This window comes from Novosphingobium sp. Sphag1I (assembly GCF_056279125.1).
Genome location: NZ_JBWBQS010000012.1, coordinates 80,122 through 102,754, shown reverse-complemented (window position 1 = coordinate 102,754; position 22,633 = coordinate 80,122). Strand labels below are relative to the sequence as shown.

Below are 22,633 nucleotides of genomic sequence, written 5' to 3'. Positions count from 1 at the left end.
TTCCTTCGCGATACAAGTTTCCAGCCGCATACAGGGCAGGTACCTTTGCTGTTGAGCCTTGGCCGCGCGGGCGCTAAGGGCTTGGCCCATGTCTGACATGCTCAAAATCACCCTTCCCGATGGCTCTGTGCGCGAGATGGCGCCGGGCTCGACCCCTGCGGACGTTGCCGCCGCGATTGGCCCTGGCCTGGCCAAGGCTGCGATTGCCGCGCGCATTGATGGCGAACTGGTCGATCTAACCCGAACTTTCACGGGCGATGCGCAACTGGCGCTGGTGACGGGCAAGGATGAAAAGGACGCCCTCGAACTCGCGCGTCACGATTTCGCCCACGTTCTGGCCGAAGCGGTGCAGGCGCTGTTTCCCGGCACGCAGATCACCTTTGGCCCGTCGACCGATGATGGGTTTTATTACGACTTCGCGCCTAAGGATCGCCCCTTCACCGACGATGACCTGCCCGCAATCGAAGCGGAGATGCGCAAGATCATCGCCGCCAACAAGCCGCTGCGCCGCGAAGTGTGGAGCCGTGAACAACTGATCTCGCGCTGGAAGCAGCAGGGCGAGAGCTTCAAGGCCGAATGGGCCGCCGAACTGCCGGAAGACGAAGAACTGACCGTTTATTGGTCGGGCGATGACTGGCTGGATATGTGCAAGGGACCGCATTTGCCCTCCACCGGCAAGCTGGACCCGGCGGCGTTTAAGCTGACCCGCGTGTCGGGCGCATACTGGCGCGGCGATCAGAAGAACGCGATGCTTTCGCGCATCTATGGCACGGGCTGGCTCAACAAGAAGCAACTCGACGCCCATCTGCTGCGCCTTGAGGAGGCCGCCAAGCGCGATCACCGCAAGCTGGGCGCGGAGATGGACCTGTTCCACCTGCAATCCGAAGCGCATGGCAGCGTGTTCTGGCACCCCAAGGGCTATCTGATCTGGCGCGAGTTGGAGGCCTATATGCGCCGCGCCATCGACGGCACTGGCTATCAGGAGGTCAAAACTCCGCAGGTGATGGACGCCAAGCAGTGGGAGCAATCGGGCCACTGGGGCAAATACCGCGAAAACATGTTCGTCATCCCCGACGAGGCGCCCAATACCGAGGATGATGGTCCCATCGTCTCGAAGGACGCCGATTGGATGGCGCTCAAGCCGATGAACTGTCCGGCGCATGTGCTGATCTTCCGTCAGGGCATCAAATCGTACCGCGAATTGCCGCTGCGTCTGGCCGAAATGGGCTGTTGCCACCGCAACGAGCCGCATGGCGCGCTGCACGGCATCATGCGCGTGCGCCAGTTCACGCAGGACGATGGCCACATCTTCTGCCGCGAGGATCAGATCGTCGAGGAAGTGCGCGCCTTCTGCCAACTGGCCGACCGCGTGTACAAGGACTTTGGCTTCACCTATTCGATCAAGCTGGCGCTGCGCCCGGAAAAGCGTTTCGGCAGCGAGGAAATGTGGGACCTGGCCGAGACGGAACTGCGCGCCGCGGTGGTCAATGCGGGTCTTGCCACCGAGGAATATGGCTGGGAAGAGCTGCCGGGTGAGGGGGCTTTCTATGCGCCCAAGCTGGAATGGCATCTGACCGACGCCATTGGCCGGACGTGGCAGTGCGGCACGATCCAGTCGGACCGCGTGCTGCCCGAGCGTCTGGACGCGGCCTATATCGCCGAGGATGGCGAAAAGCATCGCCCGGTCATGCTGCACCGCGCGATCCTTGGTTCGTATGAGCGCTTCATCGGCATTCTGATCGAGCATTTCGCGGGCAAGCTGCCGGTGTGGCTGGCCCCGGTGCAGGCGGTGGTGGCCACCATCGTTTCGGACGCCGATGGCTATGCGCAGGACGCTGTGGCCCAGTTGAAGGCGGCGGGCATTCGCGTGGAAAGCGATCTGCGCAACGAGAAGATCAACTACAAGGTGCGCGAGCATTCCTTGAAAAAGGTGCCCTACCTGTTGGTTGTCGGCAAGCGCGAGGCCGAAGAAGGCACCGTGGCGGTCCGCATTCTGGGCGAGCAGCAGCAGAAGTTCATGCCTTTGGCCGAGGCGATTGCGCTGCTGAAGGGTGAGGCGACCCCGCCCGATCTGCGCTGATCGGAAAAGAATTTTTACAGGACACGGGAACGGCGCCTTCGGGCGCCGTTTTTGTTTTTGCGATAGCTTCGCAAAAAACGGTGCGAGGGGGCTTGCGTTTTGTCCATTAAGATATATCTTGAATGAAGCGTAGCGATTCAGGAACAGGCTGCTTCATGATGACCCATCTCGAAATCCTGCGCCGCCGCCACTTGCCCTCCCACATCCCGCAAAAGGGAAAAACCATCATGAACACCGACACCGCCCCCCGCCATCAAGTCACCCGCCTGCGTCACGAAATCCGCCGCCGCACGCTGACCGTGCAAACCATCGAGGCACTTGGCCCCAACATGCGCCGCATCACCTTTTTCTGCGAAGACCTGCACGATTTCGCCAGCGTCTCGCCCGATGACCATATCAAGCTGTTTTTCCCGGTGCCGGGTGAAGAAAAGCCCCTGATGCGCGATTACACCCCCCGCCGTTTCGACAAGGCCGCTGGCGTGCTGGTGATCGATTTCGCCATTCACGAGGCAGGCCCGGCCACGAAATGGGCCATCAAAGCCGCGCCCGGCGATACGCTCGACATTGGCGGGCCGCGCGGATCGGCGGTCGTGCCTGATGATTTCGATTGGTATCTGCTGATCGGCGATGAAACCGCGCTGCCCTCGATTGGTCGCCGCACCGAAGAATTGCGCGCCGACGTTCCCGTCATCACCGCCGTCGTGGTCGATGGTGCCGCCAGCCAGCAGGTGTTCGACGCAAAATCCGCATGGCAGGGCCTTTGGGCCCACCGTAACGGCGCGCAAAGCGGGGGCAAGGATGACGCCGCCCGCCTGATCGCGGCGCTGGGCGGGGTGGATCTGCCCGCCGGCGAAGGCTTCGTCTTTATCGCGGGCGAAACCGAAATGGCACGGGCGGTAAAGGCCTATGTCGTCGATACGCTGGGCCATCCGCGTGAGTGGGTGAAGGCAGCGGGCTATTGGACGCGCGGGGTGGCCGACAGCCATGGGGGGATTGAGGATTGACGGGAGGTTTTTAGAAGGTTTGCCTCCGGCGGGCAAAGGGCGGGGGCCCTTTGCAATCCCGTTAATGGGGTGCGGCAGAATCGCAGGTGTGTGATTGTGTTAAAGCCTGCGGCGCGGTGGGCTCAGGTCTATCCGCGCCGCAGGCTTTATAATCTCAACGGCGCGTCCGACGCGAAACGCCGACCCTGTGCGCAACGCAGACAGTAACGGGAGCGCGAGGGACGAGTCCCTCGCATTTCACTCTTCTTCCTTACCCGCTTCCAATTCCTCAACCGTCCCCTTGAACCCCTGCGCGATTACATACCACTCGGACGAATCCTTGCGGCTCGCGGGCGGTTTGGCGTGCTTTACGGTGGTGAAGTGGCGCTTGAGAATGTTCAGCAGCCCCGGATCGGTCCCGCCCGCGAAAACTTTGGCCACGAATGCACCGCCTTTCGACAGGTTATGCACAGCGAAGTCCACAGCCGTTTCCACAAGGCCCATCGTGCGCAGGTGGTCGGTTTGCTTGTGGCCCACGGTGTTGGCGGCCATGTCCGAGATCACCAGATCCGGCCGCCCGCCCAGCGCCTCCATCAGCGCATCGGGGGCCTCGTCGGCCATGAAGTCCATTTCGAACAGGATTGCGCCCTCGATCGGGTCGGTGGGCAACAGGTCGATGCCGACGACGCCCGCCTGCGGAGCGCGCTGGCGCACCACCTGCGTCCAGCCACCGGGCGCCACGCCCAGATCAACCACGCGGCGCGAGCCTTTCACCAGACCGAATTTGTCGTCCAGTTCAATGAGCTTATAGGCCGCGCGGCTGCGGTATCCGTCGGCCTTGGCTTTCTTCACATAGGGGTCGTTCAACTGGCGTTGCAGCCAGCGGGTTTGCGACGCGGTACGGCCCTTGGCGCTTTTCAGTCGGGTGGTGGGGTCGCGGCCGGAACGGCTCATGCCGGGCCTCCTTTATTGTGAGTGATGCCGATCAGGCTGCGCAAAATGCCTTCACGGATGCCGCGGTCGGCCACGCCAAGGCGCGCCGCCGGCCATAGATCGAGAATCGATTCGAGGATAGCACAACCCGCCACCACCAGATCGGCCCGCTCACGCCCGATACAGGCCACTTCGCGCCGCCCGGCCACGCTCAGGCTCGACAGACGCTGGCTTATGCCGCGCATGCTGGCCGCAGGGACGATGCATCCGTCCACCGCGCTGCGGTCGTAATGGGGCAGGTCGAGATGGACGCTGGCCAGCGTCGTCACTGTCCCGCTGGTGCCCAGCAGGCGCAGCGGCCCCCTGTTATGTTCAAGGTGATCGTGGACCAGTCCTTCGCGCAACGGGGCGATGCGTGCCGCAAAAGCGGCAAAGCCATCATCGACCAGTGCGCGCATCTCGGCATAACGTTCGGCCCGTTCCCGCGGCGAATCGACCTCTTCGCGGCAACTTTCGGTCAACGATACAACACCATAGGGGATCGAGACGAAGTCAAGGATATGCGGCACGCCGCCATCGTCGCGATGTTCGATCAACACCAGTTCGGTCGACCCGCCGCCAATGTCGAACACCAGCGCCGGTCCCGGCCCCGGTTCGATCAGGATGTGGCAACCCAGCACCGCAAGCCGCGCTTCTTCACGCGCGGAAATGATGTCGAGCGCGATGCCGGTTTCGCGGCGAACCCGTTCGATGAATTCCTGTCCGTTGCTGGCCCGGCGGCATGCTTCGGTGGCCACGGAACGCGCCAATGCCACGCCGCGACGGCGCAATTTATCGCCGCAAATGCGCAAGGCGCCCAGCGCGCGCTCCATCGCCGCATCCGACAGGCGCCCGGTCTGCGCCAGTCCTTCGCCAAGGCGCACGACCCGGCTGAACGCATCGACCACGACAAAGCTGTCGCCCGAAGGCCGCGCGATCAACAGGCGGCAATTGTTGGTGCCAAGGTCGATCGCGGCATAGGATTGGCCATAGGCGCCGGGGAAATAGGGCGCCGGACGCGGAGGCTGGGCCTCTGCCGGCTTGGCCTGCCCCTTGCCGCCTTGCCTGTTGCCGGAAGGCTTGGGATTGGCTCTGGCGGCGGTCTGGGCGGCTACGCTGCGTTCACGCGCCTTGGCCCCGCGTTTGCGCCTTGCGCTGCGCCGCGAGGTGGGGGCGTCCGCCGCCCCTGAATTGCTCTGTCCCGCGGGCACGACTGCGCCTTCGGGCTTGCCGCCGGTTACGTCTACTCTCTGGTCCTTGCGCGGGGCGGCGGCGCGATGCTTTCGCGCTCGGCGCCTAGACTTTTCCCCGCGCCTGTGAACCTTGGCTGGCGTGTCCGGCGGAGGTTGATCCGCCATGTGTAATTCTCAAAATTCATGCATCCCGCGAGATACGCGGGTATCGTCACTCTCCATGCTAGCGCCGACAAGCCTTTGGGGCAATGGCTGATACGGATGATGATGGCGGCGGCACCTCGCACGATGCATTTTCCTCTTGACGGGGCAAAAGCATCGCATTAGAGGCCCGCTCCACCGAACGGCATTGCCCTGTCGTCTAATGGTAAGACTACGGATTCTGATTCCGTCTATCGAGGTTCGAATCCTTGCAGGGCATCCAGTTCTTCTCCCTAAATCGCTGATACTTCGCCCTTCCCGGCAAAGGGATCAGATCGCGCAAATCGTGATCGTGTCCAGCGTATAGGAGCCATCGGCCTCCAGTTCGAAATGCTCGGCCACTTCGCGGCTGATCAGCGATTGTATGTGGCGAATCGCGGCCTTGGCGGGCGGCGGCGTGCGCATTCGGGCGGTCCAGCCAGCAAATTCCATGCGCAAGCGACCTTCGTGGACCGATTCGACGGCAAAGCCCGCTTGCGTCAACATGGCGTGCCAGTCGCGGGCGCTGTAATTGCGGCCATGGGACGGGTCACGCAGAACCTCGATCGCCTGCAAATGGGTGTCGGCGGCGGCCAGCACCGGGGCGATGACATCGGCAAATATCGCCCGTCCGCCCGGCTTTAACACGCGCCGCGCCTCCGTCAGGCCGCGCAACGCGTCGCGCCAGTGATGGGTGGAAAAGCGGCAGGCCAGAAAGTCGAAACTGTCGTCGGCAAAGGGCAGGTCTTCGGCGGCGGCGCGGGTGGTGGCGATGTTGGTGATGCCGCGCCGCGCGGCTTCGGCCTCTACCGCCTCCAGCATGTCGGAGGACAGATCGCAGGCGGTGACCAATTGCGCATGACCGGCCATCGCATAGGCGACATGCCCCCCGCCACAGCCCAGATCCAGCGCGTGGACTGGCTGTGCTTGTTCGGTGATGGCGGCGATGCGGATCAGGTCCTCGCCCTTTGCATGGGTGGTGCTGGTGACGTAATCGCGGGCGGTGGTGCCGAACTGTTGCTGGACCAGGGCGTCGTGGTGGGTGGTCATGGTGTTTCTCCTTCGCCGCCCGGATGCTTGTGAATTTAGACTGTTACAATGGATATAATTATCCTGTTATAAGGCTTGCCATGCTGGATGAAGATCATCGCAATCTGCTGGGCGCCTTTGTCCGTGCGCGCCGGGAAAGCATCGCGCCCGATACGCCAGAACGCCGCCGACGCCGCACACCCGGTCTGCGTCGAGAGGAATTGGCCGCCCGCGCCGGGATCAGCGTGACATGGGTGACGTGGATCGAACAGGGCCGCCCCGTGCGCGCCTCGGCCGAAACCCTGGCGCGTCTGGCCGAGGGTTTGAGCCTGACCGGGGCGGAGCGGGCCTATCTTTTTACTCTGGCGGCAAGGCAGGACCCGCGCGATCCCTTCCTGCCCGCCACGCAGGCGCCCGCCGCGATTGAGGCGATGGTAAAGGCCGTGCCATGGCCCGCCTATGGGCTGGACCCTTCATGGACAGTATGCTGCGCCAATGCGGGGGCGCGCGAGCTGTTTGTGGGCCTGTTTGACGATGAACCGGCCAACCTCCTGCGCTACATCTTCACCCATGCTCAGGCCCGCGCCCTGCTGCCCGATTGGGAGGAGCGGTGTCACCGGGTTCTGGCTGAATTTCGGCGGGATTACGGGCGGGTGCTGGGTGATCCGCGTGTGGCGGCGATGATCGAATGGTTATCGGTAAATAGCGATGCCTTTCGCGACGCATGGGGTCGGCAAAAGGTGCTGGCGCGGGAGGGTGGCGCGCGCCTGTTCCAGCATCCCGCACGCGGGCCGCTGCGCTTTACCCAGCACACTTTGGCCGAGGTAGAGCGCGGCGATTTCCGGCTGGTGGTGCTTCAGCCTTTGTCCTGATCCTGAAACCGCACCACTTCGGCCAGAACCCGCGCCGCATGTTCAGGGCGGCAGATCAGCAGGTCGGGCAGGTAGGTGTCGCGCTGATTATAGACCAGCGGCGACCCGTCGATCCGGCTGCAATGCAGGCCATGGGCCAGAGCGACCGCAACCGGCGCGCAACTGTCCCATTCGAACTGTCCGCCCGAATGGAGGTAAATGTCGGCCTCGCCCCGGATCACGGCCATGGCTTTCGCTCCGGCGCTGCCCATGGGGACCAATTCGGCGCCCAGTTCACCGGCCACGAACACGGCCTCGGCGGCGGGGCGGGTGCGGCTGACCACCATGCGCAGCACGTCGGGTGCGGGGGGGACGGCCACAGGCGCATCGCTGCGATAAACGGCATCCGCGCCGGGCAGCGCCACCGCGCCCAGCACCGGCGCGCCATCGACCGCAAGGCCCACATGGACGGCCCAATCGGCCCGCGCCTCACCATATTCGCGGGTGCCGTCAACGGGATCGACAATCCACACGCGCGATTGGTCCAGCCGCTCGAAATTGTCCTTTTCCTCTTCGGACAACAGGCCATCCTGCGCGCGCTGCTGGCGCAGGGCGTGGACGAGGAACTGGTTGGCGGTGGCGTCCCCTGCCTTGCCCAGAGCCTTGCCCGTCACCATCCCGCTGTCGCGCACGGTGATCAGCAATTGCCCGGCAACACGCGCCAAATCGGCGGCCAGATCGGCGTCGGACATAAGATCGGGCATGTTCAGATTTCCGCCGCGGGGTCGTTGGGGGCGGCACGCTCTGCGCCCCAGTTGATCGAGCTCCACACGCGTTCGTGGAAATAGTACAGCGCCACCTTGGTGATGATCTCGGTGCTGGCGATGGCGCCCGCCGTCTTGGCATTGCCCGAAAACAGCCAGCTGAGAATGAACGTATCGATGCTGCCCAACACGCGCCAGCTGATCCCCTTGATCAGCGAGCGGCTATGGGTCTCATGGCCATTGAAGAGCAACATCTTCTACTTCACTCCCAGCTTTATTATGCCCGACTGCATAGCGGCTCAGATTTCCGGCATCCAGTAGTCACCGAGCAGTTTTGCCACGATCAATTCGGCGGCATCGGCCGGGCTGATCTTGGTCGTGTCGATGCGGATTTCGGGGTTTTCCGGCGCTTCATAGGGGCTGTCGATCCCGGTGAAGTTCTTGAGCGCGCCCGACCGGGCCTTTTTATACAGACCCTTGACGTCACGCGCCTCGGCCACGTCCAGCGGCGTGTCGATGAAGACCTCAAAGAACTCGCCTTCGGGCGTCAGGCTGCGCGCCAGATCGCGTTCGGCGCGGAACGGGCTGATGAACGCGGTCAGCACGATCAGACCCGCATCGGTCATCAGGCGCGACACTTCACCTACGCGGCGGATGTTTTCGATGCGGTCCGCCTCGGTAAAGCCCAGATCCTTGTTCAGCCCATGGCGCACATTGTCGCCATCCAGCAGGAACGTGTGCTTGCCCAAAGCATGCAGTTTTTTCTCGACCAGATTGGCGATGGTCGATTTGCCCGAACCCGACAGGCCGGTGAACCACAGCACGCCGGGGCGCTGGTTCTTGATTTCGGCGCGGGCCTCGCGGGTGATGTCCAGCGCCTGCCAATGCACGTTCTGGGCGCGGCGCAGGCTGAAATGCAGCATGCCGGCCGCAACCGTGCTGTTGCCGATCTTGTCGATCAGGATGAAGCCGCCCAGCGCGCGGTTTTCGCCGTAGGGTTCAAACGTGATCGGGCGGTCGGTGGTGATCTCGGCCACACCGATGGCGTTCAGCTCCAGCGTTTTCGCCGCGCAATGTTCCATCGTGTTGACGTTGATCGTGTATTTGGGCGCCTGCACCGTGGCCGACACCATCTGCGTGCCGATTTTCAGCCAATAGGCGCGGCCCGGAATGAGCGCGCTGTCGGCCATCCACACGATGCTGGCCTCGAACTGATCGGCGACCTGCGGCGGATTGTCGGCCAGCGCGATGACATCGCCGCGCGAGCAGTCGATTTCATCGGCAAAGGTCAGCGTGACCGACTGGCCCGCAACCGCTTCCTCCAGATCGCCGTCGAGCGTGACGATGCGTTCGACCGTGCTGGTCTTGCCGCTGGGCAGCACGCGGATGGCATCACCCGGTTTCACGCTGCCGCTGGCGATCAGGCCCGCAAAGCCGCGGAAATCGAGGTTGGGGCGGTTGACCCACTGCACCGGCATGCGGAAAGGCTTGGCCAAATCCCGCGTGGTGTCGACCTCGACCGTTTCAAGGTGATCGACCAGACTGCGCGCGAAATAGGCAGGGGCCTTATACCAAGGCGTGTTGTCCGAGAGCGTGGTGATATTGTCGCCCATATAGCCGGAAATCGGCAGCGCGACAAAATCCTCGATCCCGATGCTGGAGGCAAAGGCACGGTAATCGGCGACGATCTCGTCAAAGCGGGTCTGGGAATAATCGACCAGATCCATCTTGTTGACCGCCAGCACAATGTTGCGAATGCCAATCAGATGCGCAAGGAACGAGTGGCGGCGCGTTTGCGTCAGCACGCCCTTGCGCGCGTCGATCAGGATCACGGCGAGGTCCGCCGTCGAGGCGCCCGTCACCATGTTGCGCGTATATTGTTCATGGCCGGGCGTATCGGCCACGATGAACTTGCGCTTTTCGGTGTTGAAGAAGCGATAGGCCACGTCGATCGTGATGCCCTGTTCGCGCTCGGCGGCCAGACCATCGACCAGCAGGGCGAAATCGATCCCCTGACCCTGCGTGCCGACCTTTTTCGAATCGGCTTCCAGCGCGGCCAGTTGATCTTCAAAGATCATCTTGGAATCATAGAGCAAGCGCCCGATCAGCGTCGATTTGCCATCGTCCACCGACCCGCAGGTGATGAAGCGCAACATCGTCTTGTGCTGATGCGTGTCGAGATAGGCGTCGATGTCTTCGGCAATCAGCGAGTCGACGACGTAAACCGGATCGGTCATCTCAGAAATACCCCTGCTGCTTTTTGACTTCCATGCCTGCGCCGCCCGCATCCTTGTCGATGGCGCGCCCCTGCCGCTCGCTGGTGGTGGTCAGCAAGGTTTCCTGAATGACCTCAGGCAGGGTCTTGGCGCGGCTTTCCACCGCACCCGTCAGCGGATAGCAGCCCAAGGTGCGGAAACGGATCGAACGCATCACCGGCACTTCGCCCTCGCGCAGAGGGAAACGGTCATCGTCCACCATCAAGAGCATGCCGTCACGTTCCACCGTCGGGCGTTCCTCGGCAAAGTACAAAGGCACGATGGGGATGTTGTTCAGATGGATATATTGCCACACGTCCAGCTCGGTCCAGTTGCTGATCGGGAAGACGCGGATGCTTTCGCCCTTGGCCTTTTTCGCGTTGTAGAGGTTCCAGAGTTCCGGGCGCTGGTTCTTCGGATCCCAGCCATGCGACGCGGTGCGGAAGGAGAAGATGCGCTCCTTGGCGCGGCTCTTTTCCTCGTCGCGGCGCGCGCCGCCAAAGGCCGCGTCAAAGCCATACTTGTCCAGCGCCTGCTTCAGCCCCTCGGTCTTCCACATGTCGGTGTGGAGAGCGCCATGGTCGAACGGGTTGATCCCGCGCTCCTTGGCCTCCGGGTTTTGATAGACCAGCAGCTCCATGCCCGACAATTCGGCCATCTTGTTGCGCAATTCGTACATGGCGCGGAATTTCCACGTCGTGTCCACATGCAGCAACGGGAAGGGCGGCGGCGCGGGATAAAACGCCTTGCGCGCCAGATGCAGCATCACCGCGCTGTCCTTGCCCACAGAGTAAAGCATCACCGGGTTTTCCGCCTCGGCCACCACCTCGCGGATGATGTGGATGCTCTCGGCCTCCAGACGCTCCAGATGGGTGAGCGTGGATCTGGCCAAACCTTGGGACATGAATCACTCCAGAAACTTGACGTGCGCCAACATGGGCTTTGCGCAGCCTACTACACGCGGCGGAGTGAAATTGGCCCCATGGCTTTTCTATTGCCTGCCAAAGCTATCTTTTGCGTTTTGGTGACGCTTATGAGCCGCGCTCAATCATTCGTATCGGCCCCCAGATAGGGCGCGCGGCGCGGCAGGCTCAGGCTGACCAGGAAAACCATCACCATCATCGCGCTGACATACCAATAGAACGCGCCTTCATGCCCGGCCTGTTTGGACCACAGCGCGACATATTCCGCGCTGCCGCCAAAGATGGCATTGGCCACGGCATAGGAAAAACCCACGCCCAGTGCGCGCACTTGCGTGGGAAACAGCTCGGCCTTGATGATGCCAGCGACCGATGTGTAAAAACTCATCAGCACCATGGCGACACAGATCAGCGCCCCGGCCATCACCGGCGACCCGGCCTTTTCCAGCAGCGCGATCAGCGGCACGGTCAGCACCGCCAGCCCCCCGCTGAAGATAAGCATATTGGCCCGCCGCCCGATCCGGTCTGACAACGCGCCCATGACGGGCTGGACAATCATGAAGATGAACAGGCTGACCGTCATCACCCGACTGGCCGTGGTGATCGGCAGGCCCGCTGAATTGACCAGATATTTCTGCATATAGGTGGTGAAGGTGTAAAAGGCCAAAGACCCGCCCGCCGTAAAGCCCAGCACCGAAAGGAAGGCACGCGGATGCTGGCGCAGCAGAGCGGTCAGGCTGCCCGCTTCCTTGGCTTGGCGCGCCTCGCTGCTGCCGCTTTCCTCCAAGCGCGACCGCGCCGCCAGAGCGACCAGTGCCGCCAGCGCGCCGATCACAAAGGGAATGCGCCAGCCCCAAGCCTTGAGCTCACTTTCAGGCAGCAGACCTTGCAGGATCACCACCAGTGTTGCTGCCAGCAATTGCCCGCCCACCAGCGTCACATATTGAAAGGATGACAGAAACCCGCGCCGTCCTTCGGTGGCGATCTCGCTCATATAGGTGGCCGCCGTGCCATATTCGCCGCCCAGCGCAAAACCCTGCACCAAACGCGCCGCGACCAGCAGCGCCGGGGCCAACACGCCGATCGAGGCATAGGTGGGCAAACAGGCAATGGCCAAAGACCCCGCCGCCATCGTCACCACCGAGATCACCAGCGACAGGCGCCGCCCATGCCGGTCGGCAAAACGCCCGAACCACCAGCCCCCGATGGGCCGCATCAGGAACCCCGCGGCAAACACCCCCGCCGTATTCAGCAATTGCCCGGTGGGGTCGGCCTTGGGAAAAAAGGCCCCGGCGAAATAGATCGAGCAGAAGGCGTAGATGTAAAAATCAAACCATTCGACCAGATTGCCGCTGCTGGCCGCGACGATGGCGCCGATGCTGCCCTGCTTCTTCTCGTTCACGCCGCATTCCCCAGCCAATGTTGTACAAGGGCCAGATGCAGGCGGATGCCCGTTTCCATCACCCCATCGTTGAAATCATAATGCGGATTGTGCAGCGGGGGCGGATTGTCACCCACCCCTTGCCCCAGCCAGATGTAGGCGCCGGGGCGGGCCTGAAGCATGAAGGAAAAGTCTTCAGACGTCGCCTCCGGTTCCGGCGCGCGCAGGGCCTTGCCCACGGTGGCGGCTACGCTCAACGCATCTTCTGCGGCCTGCGCGTCATTGATCGTGGCGGGGTAATAGCGGGTATATTCGACGCTGGCCTCGACCTCGAAACTTTGGGCAATGCCCGCCGCGATCTGGCGCAGGCGAGCCTCGATGCGGTCCTGAACGGCGGGATCAAAGGTGCGCACCGTGCCGCCGATGCACACCTCATGCGGGATCACGTTGAACGCCTGTCCGCCATGGATCTGGGTGATCGACAGCACGGCATTGGCGCTGGCCGGGATCGAGCGGGAGACGATCGTGTGCAATTGCTGCACCAGACTGGCGCTGGCCAGAACCGCGTCATTGGCGTTGTGCGGGATGGCGGCATGGCCACCCTTGCCGCGCAGGGTGATCGAAAAACGGTCGGCCGCGCCCATGATCGGCCCTGCGCGCGTGGCAATCGTGCCTGCGGGCAGGCTGGGCCAATTGTGCAGCGCATAGACCCGGTCGCATGGGAAACGGTCGAACAGACCGTCCTCGATCATGGCCTTCGCGCCGCCTTGCCCTTCCTCGGCGGGTTGAAAGATGAAATGGATCGTGCCGTCCAAACCGGCATGGTCCGCCGCCAAAGCCTGCGCCGCGCCCAGCAGCATGGCCATATGCCCGTCATGGCCGCAACCATGGAAACACCCCGGCACCGTGCTGGCATAGGGCAGGCCGGTCTTCTCATCGATAGGCAGCGCGTCCATATCGGCACGCAGACCAATGCTGCGCGCGCCATTGCCCGCGCGCAAAACCCCCACGACACCGGTCCCGCCAATGCCCTCATGCACCTCCAACCCGATGGCGCGCAATTGCTCGGCCAGAACGCGCGCGGTGCGATGTTCTTCAAACCCCAGTTCAGGATGGGCATGAATATCGCGGCGCAGCGCGACGAGGGGGGCAATCAGCCCGGCAATATCGGTCATGTGCAAACACCTTGTTACCCCGCGATGGGCGTCGGGGGTGCTTCGGGGGAACCAGAGGTGATAATCCGGTATCGCGTGGCTAGATAGGCGTAAATTCGCTCAGATGTTCCCCCATCCGCCACCGCCGGGTGTTTCGATGGTGATCATGTCCCCCGGTTCCAGCGCGATTTGCGCCCGCCCCGCGATGGTTTCGATGCGGCCATCGGCGCGGCGCACCCATTGCGCGCCGGGCTTTCCGGCCTGCCCACCATGCAATCCAAAGGGCGCGACATGGCGGGACGAGGACACCAGCGTCGCCACCATGGGTTCAAGCGCGGTGATGGCTCGCACCGCTCCATCGCCCCCGCGCCATTGCCCTTCGCCGCCCGACCCGTGCCGGATGCCGAAACGCTCCAGCCGCACTGGCAGGCGCCATTCCAGCACTTCGGGATCGGTGATGCGGGTGTTGGTCATATGGCTTTGCACCGGACCTGCGCCGTTAAAACCGGGACCGGCGCCCGTGCCGCCGCCGATGGTTTCGTAATATTGGTGCGCGCCATTGCCAAAGAGGAAATTGTTCATCGTCCCCTGTGACGCTGCACCGGCCCCCATCGCGGCCAGAACGGCGTTGACGATCTGCTGGCTGATTTCGGTATTGCCCGCAACCACGGCGCTGCCCGGTGTGGGGGCAAGGAAGCTGCCCTGTGGAATGATAATCTCCACCGGGCGCAGGCAACCATCGTTAAGCGGCATATCGCGCCCGACCAAAGCCCGCAGCGCATAAAGCACCACGGCGCGGGTGACGGCAGGCGGAGCGTTGAAATTGCCATCGTCCCGCGGCCCGGTGCCGGTGAAATCGATCTGTGCGCCATTATCGGTGATGCGCAGCGAAACCTGCAAAACCCGCCCATCGTCGAGCAGGCAGGAAAACGCGCCATCCCTGAGCGTGGCCAGTGCGCGGCGCACCTCAGCCTCGCCCTGATCCAGAACATGGGCCATATAGGCGGCCACCTGCGCCCGCCCATGACGCGCCGCCATGGCGATCAAATCGCGCGCCCCCGCAGCATTGGCGGCAATCTGCGCCCGCAGATCGGCCAGATTGGCCTCCGGATTGCGCGCCGGATAGGGGGCATCCATCAAGGCCCGCCGCATATCCTCTTCGCGCAGCACGCCATCGCGCAGCAGCAGGATATTATCCAGCACCACGCCTTCTTCATCAAGGGTGCGCGAATGGGGCGGGGTGGAGCCGGGCGTGGTCCCGCCAATATCGGCATGATGCCCGCGATTGGCGACAAAACCGATCAGATCGGCCCCATCAAAGACCGGGGTGATGACCGTGATGTCGGGCAAATGGGTGCCCCCGTTAAAGGGGTTGTTCATCACGAAAGCATCGCCGGGGCGCATATCGTCCCCGCGCGCCGCCATGATCGAGCGCACGCTTTCCCCCATCGCGCCCAGGTGTACCGGCACATGGGGGGCATTGGCGATCAATTGCCCCGCCGGATCAAACAAGGCGCAGGAGAAATCCAGCCTTTCGCGCATGTTGACGCTGGTGGCGGTGTTTTTCAAAACCTCGCCCATCTGCTGCGCCAAAGCCATGAAGCGTGAGGCATAGAGTTCGAGCATGACCGGATCGGCCTGTTGGCCATCGGATGCGCCATGCGCCGCCACCGCCGCGCCCCCGGTCAGCAGCAATTCGCCGCCATCCAGCATTCGCGCCTGCCATCCCGGTTCGACAATCGTGGTGGCAAGTCCCTCGCGGATCATCGCCGGACCAACAATCACCGCGCCCACGCCCATTGCCTCACGCGCATAGACCGGCGCGGACAGGCTTTCACCCCGGCTCCAGATGGCGATCCGGCCCAGCGGGCTTGCGGCATCATCCGATGGCACCGGCAGAGAAGGCGGCACCTGCGCCTCCAATCGCGCTTCGACCAGAACTTCGCTGATGATGATCGGGCGCTGGTCCTGAATATAGCCGAAGCGGGCCATATGCTGCGCGGCAAAGGCGGCGCGCATCGCGGCCTCATCGCCCCATAACACGCTCAGCGCCGTATCCGTGCCCGCATAGCGCAGACGCAGATGGACGGCGATTTCGCCAGAACCGCCCAATTCCGCCAAGGCATCGGCGGCAAGATCATCGGCCAATGCCCGCGCCGCCGTGATGGCATCCCCATCCAGCGCGCGGTCCATCATGGCCCCCCGCGCCGCGCTACGATCGGCCAGACCCATGCCATAGGCCGACAAGACCCCGGCCAGCGGATGCACCAGCACCGACCCCATTCCCAATTCGGCCGCGACCAGACAGGCATGCTGCCCGCCGGCCCCGCCATAACATTGCAACGTATAATCGCGCAGATCGACCCCGCGCCCCAGCGCCAGCCTTTTGATCGCGGCGGCCATTTGCGCCACACCGATTTGCAGGAACCCTTCGGCCACCTGCTGGGCGCTGCGTCCGCCGCCGATCCGGGCGGCCATGGCGGCAAATCCGGCCTCGACTGCTTCGCGGTCCAGCGCTTGGTTGGCATCGGGGCCAAAGATCGCCGGGAAATGCTCCGGCGCAATCCGCCCGCACAGCAGATTGGCGTCGGTCATCGTCAATGGCCCGCCGCGCCGGTAACAGGCCGGCCCCGGATTGGCCCCGGCGCTGTCCGGCCCAACACTCATGCGCAACCCGTCGTAATGCAGGATCGAACCGCCGCCCGCCGCAATCGTGTCGATGGCCATCATTGGGGCGCGAATATCTACGCCTGCGATCTGCGCTTCATAACTGCGTTCAAAGCCGCCGGAATAAAGCGCGATGTCGGTCGATGTGCCGCCCATGTCAAAGGCGACGATATGGTCAAACCCGGCCTGTTGTGCGGTGCGCGCCGCCCCGACAATGCCGCCCGCCGGGCCGGACAGGATCGCATCGCGTCCCTGAAAATCGGCCGCCGCACATAGGCCGCCATCCGAACGCATGAAATAGAGCGGCACGCCCGTGCCCAGATCCTCCTCCACCTGCGCCACATAATGGCGCAGCACGGGTGAGAGATAGGCATCGACCACCGCTGTCCGCCCGCGCGCAACCATGCCGATGGCGCGGCTGGCTTCATGGCTTTGGGTGATCTGGGTAAACCCGGCCTCGCGGGCCAGTTTTGCCAAACGCGCCTCCATATCGGGATAGCGCCAGCCATGGATCAGCGCGATGGCGCAGGCGGTGTAACCCTGCGCGCGGCGGCGCAGCAGGGCCTCGCGCATCGCATCCTCGTCCAAGGGCGTCAGGATCGCCCCATCGGCAGCGACCCGGCCTGACACTTCCTCCACCCCGTCATGGATCGGCGCGGGCAGACGGATGTCCAGATCGAACAGGCGTGGGCGGGCCAGATGGCCCATGGTCAACAGATCGCCAAAGCCCTGCGTGATCAGCAGCAGTACCTTTTCGCCCTTGCGTTCCAGCAAGGCGTTGGTGGCGACGGTCGTGCCCATGCGGACGGAATCGATGCTGCCCGGCGGGATGGGGGCGCCCGGCGCGACGCCCATGATCCGTCGAATGCCCGCCGTGGCGGCATCGCGATAGGCTTGCCGGTTTTCGCTCAGCAATTTGGCTGTGCGCAGCGTGCCATCGGGCGCGCGGGCGACAATGTCGGTGAACGTGCCGCCCCGGTCGATCCAGAATTGCCAGTTCAAGCGCGATTGCTTTCCGGCTTATTGGCCATGTGCCAGCCCAACGCCTCGACCTTTTCAAGGATCGTGTCGGACAGGGGGGATTGCGGGATCACCTCGGCCCATGCCTGTTTGAAGCACAAGAGCCAGCCTTCGATCTCCGCCCCGCCGATGGGGGCGACGAAATGGCGCATACGCAGGCGCGGGTGGCCATACTTGTCGGTATAGAGCGGCGGCCCGCCCAGCCAGCCGGTCAGATATTCAAACAATTTCTCCTCGGCACGCGCCAGAGAGGGCGGATGCACGTCGCGGCACGCCTTGGCCTCGGGCAAAGTGTCCATCAGGATATAGAAGCGCGAGACCAGCGCGCGCACCGCGGCCTCGCCGCCAAAGGCATCATAGGGGGTTTGGCTCATCCTCTGGCCCAATCCACGATGCGGCGGGCGTCCATGGCTCCGGCTTGTCGGCGGATTTCCCGCCCGCCCTGCAACAGCATCAGCGTGGGGATCGAGCGGATCGCATATTGCGCGCCAAGGGTTTGCTGCGCCTCGGTATCGACCTTGATCACGCGGAAATAGGGTTCGAGCGCGGCGGCGGCCTGTTCATAGGCGGGGGCCATCGCACGGCACGGCCCGCACCACGGTGCCCAGAAATCGACCAGCACCGGCAAGGTGCCGCGTTGAACATGGGCGGCAAAACCGGCGGCATCGACGGGTAAAGGGTGGCCGGTAAACAGGCTCTTGTGGCATTTGCCGCATTGCGGCCCATCGCCCAGCCTTTCGCGCGCCACGCGATTGGCGCCCCCGCAATGCGGACAGATCAGGATCTCGCTCATCATGCTCCTTGGGCCCGGCGGTTTGCGCCGGGCCTTTGGATGTTCATGTAGCGCGGGCTGGCGCTTAATCCAGTAGCAGCCCGTTCACTTTATGCCTCAATCGAACTGACGACGGGGCAGACCCAGCGGATTGGCCGCCTTGAGCGCGGCGGGCAGCAGCGCATCGGGCAGCGCCTGATAGCAGACCGGGCGCAGGAAGCGATGGATCGCCATGCCGCCCACCGATGTCGTGCGCGGATCGGACGTGGCGGGAAAGGGGCCGCCGTGAACCATGCTGCGCGACACTTCGACGCCCGTGGGCCATCCATTGGCGAGGATGCGGCCAACCTTGCGCTCCAGAATGGGCAGCAGCGGGGCGGCCAGCGCGTAATCGGCCTCGTCCATATGCAGCGTGGCGGTGAGCTGGCCTTCGAGGCTTTCGAGAACCGCGACGATCTGCCCGGCATCCTGACAACGGATGACCAGCGAGGAGGGGCCGAAGACTTCATGCGTCAGCGCCGGATTGGCCAGCAGAGCCGCCGCATCGACCGCCAGCAGGCGCGCGGCCCCGCATTGGGCCGAACCATCGGCGCCCGCGGCCAGAACCGACACGCCATCGGCCTGCGTCAGGGCATCGATACCCTTGGCATAGGCCGCCGCAATGCCGCCCGTCAGCATGACCTGCGCGGGGACCGCATTCAGCGCTTCGCTGGCCGCGCCAAGGAAGCGGTCGAGGTCGGGACCATCGAGCGCCACCACCACGCCGGGGTTGGTGCAGAACTGACCCGCGAACAGGCTGAGCGAGCCGACATAAGCCTTGCCCAGTTCCTCGGCCCGCGCGGCGAGCGCGGCGGGGAAGAGCAGGACCGGGTTGACCGAGGACATTTCGGCATAGACCGGGATCGGCTGCGCACGGCCTGCCGCCACCGACATCAGCGCCAGACCGCCGCCGCGCGAACCGGTAAAGCCGACCGCCTGAATATGCGGGTTGGCCACCAGCGTGGTGCCCGTTTCATGGCCGGTGCCCTGAACCAGACTGAACACGCCTTCGGGCAGGTCGCAGGCGGCGACCGCTTCGGCGATCGCTTCACCGGCCAGCAGCGAGGTGCCGGGGTGGGCCGGATGGGCCTTGACCACGACCGGGCAACCGGCGGCCAGCGCCGAGGCGGTGTCACCGCCCGCCACGCTGAAGGCCAGCGGGAAGTTCGAGGCGCCAAATACGGCAACCGGGCCAACGGCGATCTGGCGCGCGCGCAGATCGGGGCGCGGCAAAGGTTGACGCTCGGGCAGGGCAGGCTCGATAATCGCTCCGGCCCAGTCGCCTTCGCGCAGGATCTTGGCAAACATGCGCAATTGACCCGTGGTGCGGCCCAGCTCGCCGTTTAGCCGGCCCTGCGGCAGGCCGCTTTCCAGCATGGCGCGGGCCACGATGGCTTGGGCGCGTGATTCCAGCGCGGCGGCGATGGTTTCAAGAAAGGTCGCGCGCGCATCCGGCGTGGTTTCGCGGAACGTGTCAAAGGCGGCGGCGGCCAGCGCGCAGGCTTCGTCGATTTCGGCAACCGGGGTGATCGAGAATTCACCATCCAGCGCCTTGCCGGTGGCGGCCTCGATGCCGGTAAAGCTGTTGGCGCTGGTGCGGCGCTGGGCGCCGATCAGATAGGCGCCCGTGGTGGCAGAGGACATGATTGGCTCCTTGGCAAAAAGGGATTCGTTGGCGGCCTGTGTCCATGATTGCGCTACCATTTGCAACCGTCCGGTCGTTGACGGTGATCAGGCAGCCGGTTTGTTGTGAAATCCGTCCGCGTCCAGCAGCACCGGGAACAGCCGCGCCCATGTCGCCGCGATCACGATAGAGGCCGCCCCGCCGAACACCACCGCGCCCACCGGGCCCATCAGCGCGGCGGCAATGCCCGATTCCATCTCGCCCAATTCGTTGGAGGCCGAAATGAACAGGGTGGAGATCGCCCCCACGCGCCCGCGCATTTCATCGGGGGTGGACACCTGCATCAAGGTTTGGCGGATCAGCACCGACACCATATCCGCCGCGCCCAGCAGCGCCAGACAGAAAGCCGAGAGCCAGAAAGAGGTCGAAATCCCGAACACCACGGTAAAAACGCCATAGACGCCCACCGCCCCCAGCATCTTGGCCCCGACATGTTGGCCCACCGGGCGCCATGACACGAACAAGGCGGTGGCCAGCGCCCCGACCGAAGAGGCCGCCCGCAACAGGCCCAGCCCATCCGGGCCGACATGCAAAATATCACGCGCATAGACCGGCAAGAGCGCCGTCACCCCGCCCAGCAAGGTCGCGAACATGTCCAGTGTGATCGTGCCGAACAACAGGCGGTTCGAGCGGACATAGGTCAATCCTTCACGCATCAATTCGAGCGGGCGACCGCGTGATCCGCGTGAATGGCTGGCCTGCGCGCTGATCATGACCTGGGCGGCAAAGGCGACCAGCAGCAGCGCGGCGGCAAAGCCAAAGGCCGCGCCCGGCGAAACCGCATAGGCATATCCGCCCAGCACCGGCCCCAGAATGCCCCCCACGCGCCCCGCAATCGCCCCCAGAGCAATCGCGCGCGGCAGCGCTTCGACCGGCACCGTGGCGGAAAGCAGCGCATTCATCGCCGGCATGTAAAAGGCGCGTGATGCGGCAAAGCCAGAAGCCACAATATACAAAACCGCCAGCGACAGCCCGCCCTTCATCGCCAGAAAGCATAGCGGGATCAGAAAGGCCAATTGCCCGATCAGCGCGATGCGCACGACTTTGCGCCGGTCATATTGATCCGCCACAAGGCCCGCCATCGGGTTGAAGATCAGAAAAGGCAGGAATTGCGCCAGCCCCACAAGGCCAAGCCGCAAAGCCGCCGCACGCACCCCGTAACTGGCCCGCGCCACATCATAGACCGCCCAGCCCAGCGCCATGACCATCGCATTATGCCCCAGCATGGCCGTCAGCCGGGCCAGCCAGTAAAACTGGAAATCGCGATATTGCAGGGGGTGCTTCATGCCATGTCGGCTATCAGCGCCATGTTGCGCCGTCGAGGCACGAAAATGTTTCGGGCGGCACAGACTTGCTTGCCCATGCCGCCCGAACTTGTGTCATTCATTCAGGTCTTAGTGGTGGTGTCCGTGACCCCAACCGCCGCCCCATCCGCCGCGACCGTAATAGCCGCCACGCGGACCGCCCCAGCCACGGCCCGGACCGCCGTAATAGCCGCCACGGGGCATCGGGCGATAAGTGCGGTAATACCATCCGTGATAGGGATAGGGACGATAGATCCACGCATTGTCGACATAGACCCATGGGCGATACCACGAGGGCGCCGCGTAATAATAATCACTTTGCGCATAGGCATAGACAGGGGCGCCGCCGCGCACGACAAAGCCCGGCGGGCAACCGGGGCTGGTTTCGCCGCCGCTGCTGCTGGCCACGGCCGCGCCGCCCACGGCGCCGATGGCCGCGCCTGCAGCCATGCCGACGCCCGTGTCATGGCGACCGGCCAATCCGCCCCCGATGATCGCGCCCAGCACGCCGCCCACCAGAGCGCCCGCCCCGGTGTTGCCCCGCGATTTTACGCAATTGTTGCGCGCCCAGTTTTCGGCGTCCGCAGCATAGCGTGCATCGGCGGCCCGATCCTCGGCGCCTGCGACATAGCCCTGCGGGGTGGGGGGCAGGGTGCGGCCGTCATAGCCTTCGGGCGCCGACGGTTCGGGCGGGGGATTGCGATAGTCATAGCCACCTTGCGGCTGGCCATTATAGGGCTGACCGTTATAGGCTTGGCCGTTATAGGGTTCCTGCGCAGAATAGGCCGGATCGGAATAGCCCTGACCACCGATCTGGGCAGAGGCAAAGGTGGAGGCGAGGGGCGACATACCGGCGGCCAGAGCGCTGGCGGCCAGCACGGTCTTTTGAAAAGCGATGGACATGACGCGGGTCCTTGCTGAAAAATTCGAACGCTGAAAAACTATGGCAACATAGCTGACATGATCCGCGTGAACGCAGGCTGACACAGCGCAAAGCGCGACAATTTGTTACCCGTTACAGGCCGCGCGATGGCCAAGGCACGGATGGCGTGCCAAGGGGCATATGAAAGGAACCGACATGAGCGCCGAAGAAGATTACGTATATGACGAGGAAAGCGGCGAATGGCTGCCCGCATCGGAACTGGCCGCCAAACAGGCCGCCGCCGATACGGTCGAAGTGCGCGATGCGGTGGGCAATCTGCTTTCCGATGGCGATCAGGTGACGCTGATCAAGGATCTGGAGGTCAAGGGCGCGGGCCAGACGTTGAAGCGCGGCACGTTGATCAAATCGATCCGCCTGACGGGCGATCCGCAAGAGATCGATTGCCGTTATGACGGGATCAAGGGGCTGGTGCTGCGCGCCGAATTCGTCCGCAAGAGGTAAA

General features: G+C 63.9%; 19 protein-coding genes and 1 tRNA gene. 5 read left to right on the top strand and 15 right to left on the bottom strand.

Annotated features, from left to right (window positions below; all coding sequences use genetic code 11):
- Positions 1 to 88: 88 nt before the first annotated feature.
- Both thrS and ACZ9HU_RS15040 read left to right on the top strand, forming a co-directional pair.
- On the top strand, positions 89 to 2,080 hold the full coding sequence (gene thrS, locus ACZ9HU_RS15045; protein WP_476106039.1) for a threonine--tRNA ligase: 1,992 nt from the start codon (positions 89 to 91) through the stop codon (positions 2,078 to 2,080).
- A 155-nt stretch (positions 2,081 to 2,235) separates the two neighbouring features.
- Entirely contained in the window at positions 2,236 to 3,084 is an 849-nt protein-coding gene (locus tag ACZ9HU_RS15040; protein ID WP_476106038.1) for a siderophore-interacting protein, read from the top strand.
- A 237-nt stretch (positions 3,085 to 3,321) separates the two neighbouring features.
- On the opposite strand, the gene ACZ9HU_RS15035 is transcribed toward ACZ9HU_RS15040, so the two are convergent.
- Both ACZ9HU_RS15035 and ACZ9HU_RS15030 read right to left on the bottom strand, forming a co-directional pair.
- Positions 3,322 to 4,017: an RlmE family RNA methyltransferase gene (locus tag ACZ9HU_RS15035; protein WP_476106037.1), complete on the bottom strand. Its 696-nt coding sequence runs from the start codon at positions 4,015 to 4,017 to the stop codon at positions 3,322 to 3,324.
- The gene (locus ACZ9HU_RS15030) at positions 4,014 to 5,393 is read right to left on the bottom strand and encodes a Ppx/GppA phosphatase family protein (RefSeq protein ID WP_476106036.1); all 1,380 of its coding nucleotides are present in this window, start codon (positions 5,391 to 5,393) and stop codon (positions 4,014 to 4,016) included. The genes ACZ9HU_RS15035 and ACZ9HU_RS15030 overlap by 4 nt, the downstream gene beginning before the upstream one ends.
- Positions 5,394 to 5,578: 185 nt before the next feature.
- Here ACZ9HU_RS15030 and ACZ9HU_RS15025 point away from each other — a divergent pair.
- Positions 5,579 to 5,652 (top strand) — tRNA-Gln (locus tag ACZ9HU_RS15025).
- A 47-nt stretch (positions 5,653 to 5,699) separates the two neighbouring features.
- Here the strand turns inward: ACZ9HU_RS15025 and ACZ9HU_RS15020 are convergent.
- Positions 5,700 to 6,458, bottom strand: a complete 759-nt coding sequence (locus ACZ9HU_RS15020) for a class I SAM-dependent methyltransferase (protein ID WP_476106035.1) — start codon at positions 6,456 to 6,458, stop codon at positions 5,700 to 5,702.
- Between the two features lie 80 nt (positions 6,459 to 6,538).
- On the opposite strand from ACZ9HU_RS15020, the gene ACZ9HU_RS15015 reads away from it, so the two are divergent.
- Positions 6,539 to 7,309, top strand: coding sequence for a helix-turn-helix transcriptional regulator (locus ACZ9HU_RS15015; RefSeq protein ID WP_476106034.1), 771 nt, complete (start codon positions 6,539 to 6,541; stop codon positions 7,307 to 7,309).
- On the opposite strand, the gene ACZ9HU_RS15010 is transcribed toward ACZ9HU_RS15015, so the two are convergent.
- From ACZ9HU_RS15010 to ACZ9HU_RS14955, 12 genes are all read right to left on the bottom strand, one after another.
- Positions 7,294 to 8,040, bottom strand: a complete 747-nt coding sequence (locus ACZ9HU_RS15010) for a 3'(2'),5'-bisphosphate nucleotidase CysQ (RefSeq protein ID WP_476106136.1) — start codon at positions 8,038 to 8,040, stop codon at positions 7,294 to 7,296. The two genes, ACZ9HU_RS15015 and ACZ9HU_RS15010, sit on opposite strands and share 16 nt — an antisense overlap.
- Positions 8,041 to 8,054: 14 nt before the next feature.
- Entirely contained in the window at positions 8,055 to 8,306 is a 252-nt protein-coding gene (locus ACZ9HU_RS15005) for a DUF2061 domain-containing protein (RefSeq protein WP_172342322.1), read from the bottom strand.
- Between the two features lie 45 nt (positions 8,307 to 8,351).
- Complete coding sequence (gene cysN / locus ACZ9HU_RS15000) at positions 8,352 to 10,289, bottom strand: sulfate adenylyltransferase subunit CysN (RefSeq protein WP_476106033.1); 1,938 nt, start codon at positions 10,287 to 10,289, stop codon at positions 8,352 to 8,354.
- 1 nt (position 10,290) lies between these two features.
- Complete coding sequence (gene cysD / locus ACZ9HU_RS14995; RefSeq protein ID WP_476106032.1) at positions 10,291 to 11,211, bottom strand: sulfate adenylyltransferase subunit CysD; 921 nt, start codon at positions 11,209 to 11,211, stop codon at positions 10,291 to 10,293.
- 140 nt (positions 11,212 to 11,351) lie between these two features.
- The gene (locus ACZ9HU_RS14990; RefSeq protein ID WP_476106031.1) at positions 11,352 to 12,629 is read right to left on the bottom strand and encodes an MFS family transporter; all 1,278 of its coding nucleotides are present in this window, start codon (positions 12,627 to 12,629) and stop codon (positions 11,352 to 11,354) included.
- On the bottom strand, positions 12,626 to 13,783 hold the full coding sequence (locus tag ACZ9HU_RS14985) for a M20 aminoacylase family protein (RefSeq protein WP_476106030.1): 1,158 nt from the start codon (positions 13,781 to 13,783) through the stop codon (positions 12,626 to 12,628). Before ACZ9HU_RS14985 ends, ACZ9HU_RS14990 begins: the two co-directional genes overlap by 4 nt.
- A 99-nt stretch (positions 13,784 to 13,882) precedes the next feature.
- Positions 13,883 to 17,431, bottom strand: coding sequence for a hydantoinase B/oxoprolinase family protein (locus ACZ9HU_RS14980; RefSeq protein WP_476106029.1), 3,549 nt, complete (start codon positions 17,429 to 17,431; stop codon positions 13,883 to 13,885).
- The gene (locus ACZ9HU_RS14975) at positions 17,428 to 17,823 is read right to left on the bottom strand and encodes a group II truncated hemoglobin (RefSeq protein WP_476106028.1); all 396 of its coding nucleotides are present in this window, start codon (positions 17,821 to 17,823) and stop codon (positions 17,428 to 17,430) included. Before ACZ9HU_RS14975 ends, ACZ9HU_RS14980 begins: the two co-directional genes overlap by 4 nt.
- Positions 17,820 to 18,245: a thioredoxin TrxC gene (gene trxC / locus ACZ9HU_RS14970; RefSeq protein ID WP_476106027.1), complete on the bottom strand. Its 426-nt coding sequence runs from the start codon at positions 18,243 to 18,245 to the stop codon at positions 17,820 to 17,822. Before trxC ends, ACZ9HU_RS14975 begins: the two co-directional genes overlap by 4 nt.
- A gap of 93 nt (positions 18,246 to 18,338) precedes the next feature.
- Positions 18,339 to 19,904 (bottom strand): aldehyde dehydrogenase (NADP(+)), encoded by a 1,566-nt coding sequence (locus tag ACZ9HU_RS14965; RefSeq protein ID WP_476106026.1) that lies wholly within the window; start codon positions 19,902 to 19,904, stop codon positions 18,339 to 18,341.
- Between the two features lie 87 nt (positions 19,905 to 19,991).
- Positions 19,992 to 21,230: an MFS transporter gene (locus ACZ9HU_RS14960; protein WP_476106025.1), complete on the bottom strand. Its 1,239-nt coding sequence runs from the start codon at positions 21,228 to 21,230 to the stop codon at positions 19,992 to 19,994.
- A 108-nt stretch (positions 21,231 to 21,338) separates the two neighbouring features.
- Complete coding sequence (locus tag ACZ9HU_RS14955; RefSeq protein WP_476106024.1) at positions 21,339 to 22,151, bottom strand: hypothetical protein; 813 nt, start codon at positions 22,149 to 22,151, stop codon at positions 21,339 to 21,341.
- Between the two features lie 175 nt (positions 22,152 to 22,326).
- Between ACZ9HU_RS14955 and ACZ9HU_RS14950 the strand changes: the two genes are divergently transcribed.
- On the top strand, positions 22,327 to 22,632 hold the full coding sequence (locus ACZ9HU_RS14950; RefSeq protein WP_476106023.1) for an alkylphosphonate utilization protein: 306 nt from the start codon (positions 22,327 to 22,329) through the stop codon (positions 22,630 to 22,632).
- The last annotated feature ends 1 nt before the right edge of the window (position 22,633 follow it).

Excerpts from the sequence above, each read along its gene's own strand:
- thrS (WP_476106039.1), top strand. The coding sequence starts at position 89 with ATGTCTGACATGCTCAAAATCACCCTTCCCGATGGCTCTGTGCGCGAG.
- ACZ9HU_RS15040 (WP_476106038.1), top strand. The coding sequence starts at position 2,236 with ATGATGACCCATCTCGAAATCCTGCGCCGCCGCCACTTGCCCTCCCAC.
- ACZ9HU_RS15035 (WP_476106037.1), bottom strand. The coding sequence starts at position 4,017 with ATGAGCCGTTCCGGCCGCGACCCCACCACCCGACTGAAAAGCGCCAAG.
- ACZ9HU_RS15030 (WP_476106036.1), bottom strand. The coding sequence starts at position 5,393 with ATGGCGGATCAACCTCCGCCGGACACGCCAGCCAAGGTTCACAGGCGC.
- ACZ9HU_RS15020 (WP_476106035.1), bottom strand. The coding sequence starts at position 6,458 with ATGACCACCCACCACGACGCCCTGGTCCAGCAACAGTTCGGCACCACC.
- ACZ9HU_RS15015 (WP_476106034.1), top strand. The coding sequence starts at position 6,539 with ATGCTGGATGAAGATCATCGCAATCTGCTGGGCGCCTTTGTCCGTGCG.
- ACZ9HU_RS15010 (WP_476106136.1), bottom strand. The coding sequence starts at position 8,040 with ATGTCCGACGCCGATCTGGCCGCCGATTTGGCGCGTGTTGCCGGGCAA.
- ACZ9HU_RS15005 (WP_172342322.1), bottom strand. The coding sequence starts at position 8,306 with ATGTTGCTCTTCAATGGCCATGAGACCCATAGCCGCTCGCTGATCAAG.
- cysN (WP_476106033.1), bottom strand. The coding sequence starts at position 10,289 with ATGACCGATCCGGTTTACGTCGTCGACTCGCTGATTGCCGAAGACATC.
- cysD (WP_476106032.1), bottom strand. The coding sequence starts at position 11,211 with ATGTCCCAAGGTTTGGCCAGATCCACGCTCACCCATCTGGAGCGTCTG.
- ACZ9HU_RS14985 (WP_476106030.1), bottom strand. The coding sequence starts at position 13,783 with ATGACCGATATTGCCGGGCTGATTGCCCCCCTCGTCGCGCTGCGCCGC.
- ACZ9HU_RS14975 (WP_476106028.1), bottom strand. The coding sequence starts at position 17,823 with ATGAGCCAAACCCCCTATGATGCCTTTGGCGGCGAGGCCGCGGTGCGC.
- trxC (WP_476106027.1), bottom strand. The coding sequence starts at position 18,245 with ATGATGAGCGAGATCCTGATCTGTCCGCATTGCGGGGGCGCCAATCGC.
- ACZ9HU_RS14965 (WP_476106026.1), bottom strand. The coding sequence starts at position 19,904 with ATGTCCTCTGCCACCACGGGCGCCTATCTGATCGGCGCCCAGCGCCGC.
- ACZ9HU_RS14960 (WP_476106025.1), bottom strand. The coding sequence starts at position 21,230 with ATGAAGCACCCCCTGCAATATCGCGATTTCCAGTTTTACTGGCTGGCC.
- ACZ9HU_RS14955 (WP_476106024.1), bottom strand. The coding sequence starts at position 22,151 with ATGTCCATCGCTTTTCAAAAGACCGTGCTGGCCGCCAGCGCTCTGGCC.
- ACZ9HU_RS14950 (WP_476106023.1), top strand. The coding sequence starts at position 22,327 with ATGAGCGCCGAAGAAGATTACGTATATGACGAGGAAAGCGGCGAATGG.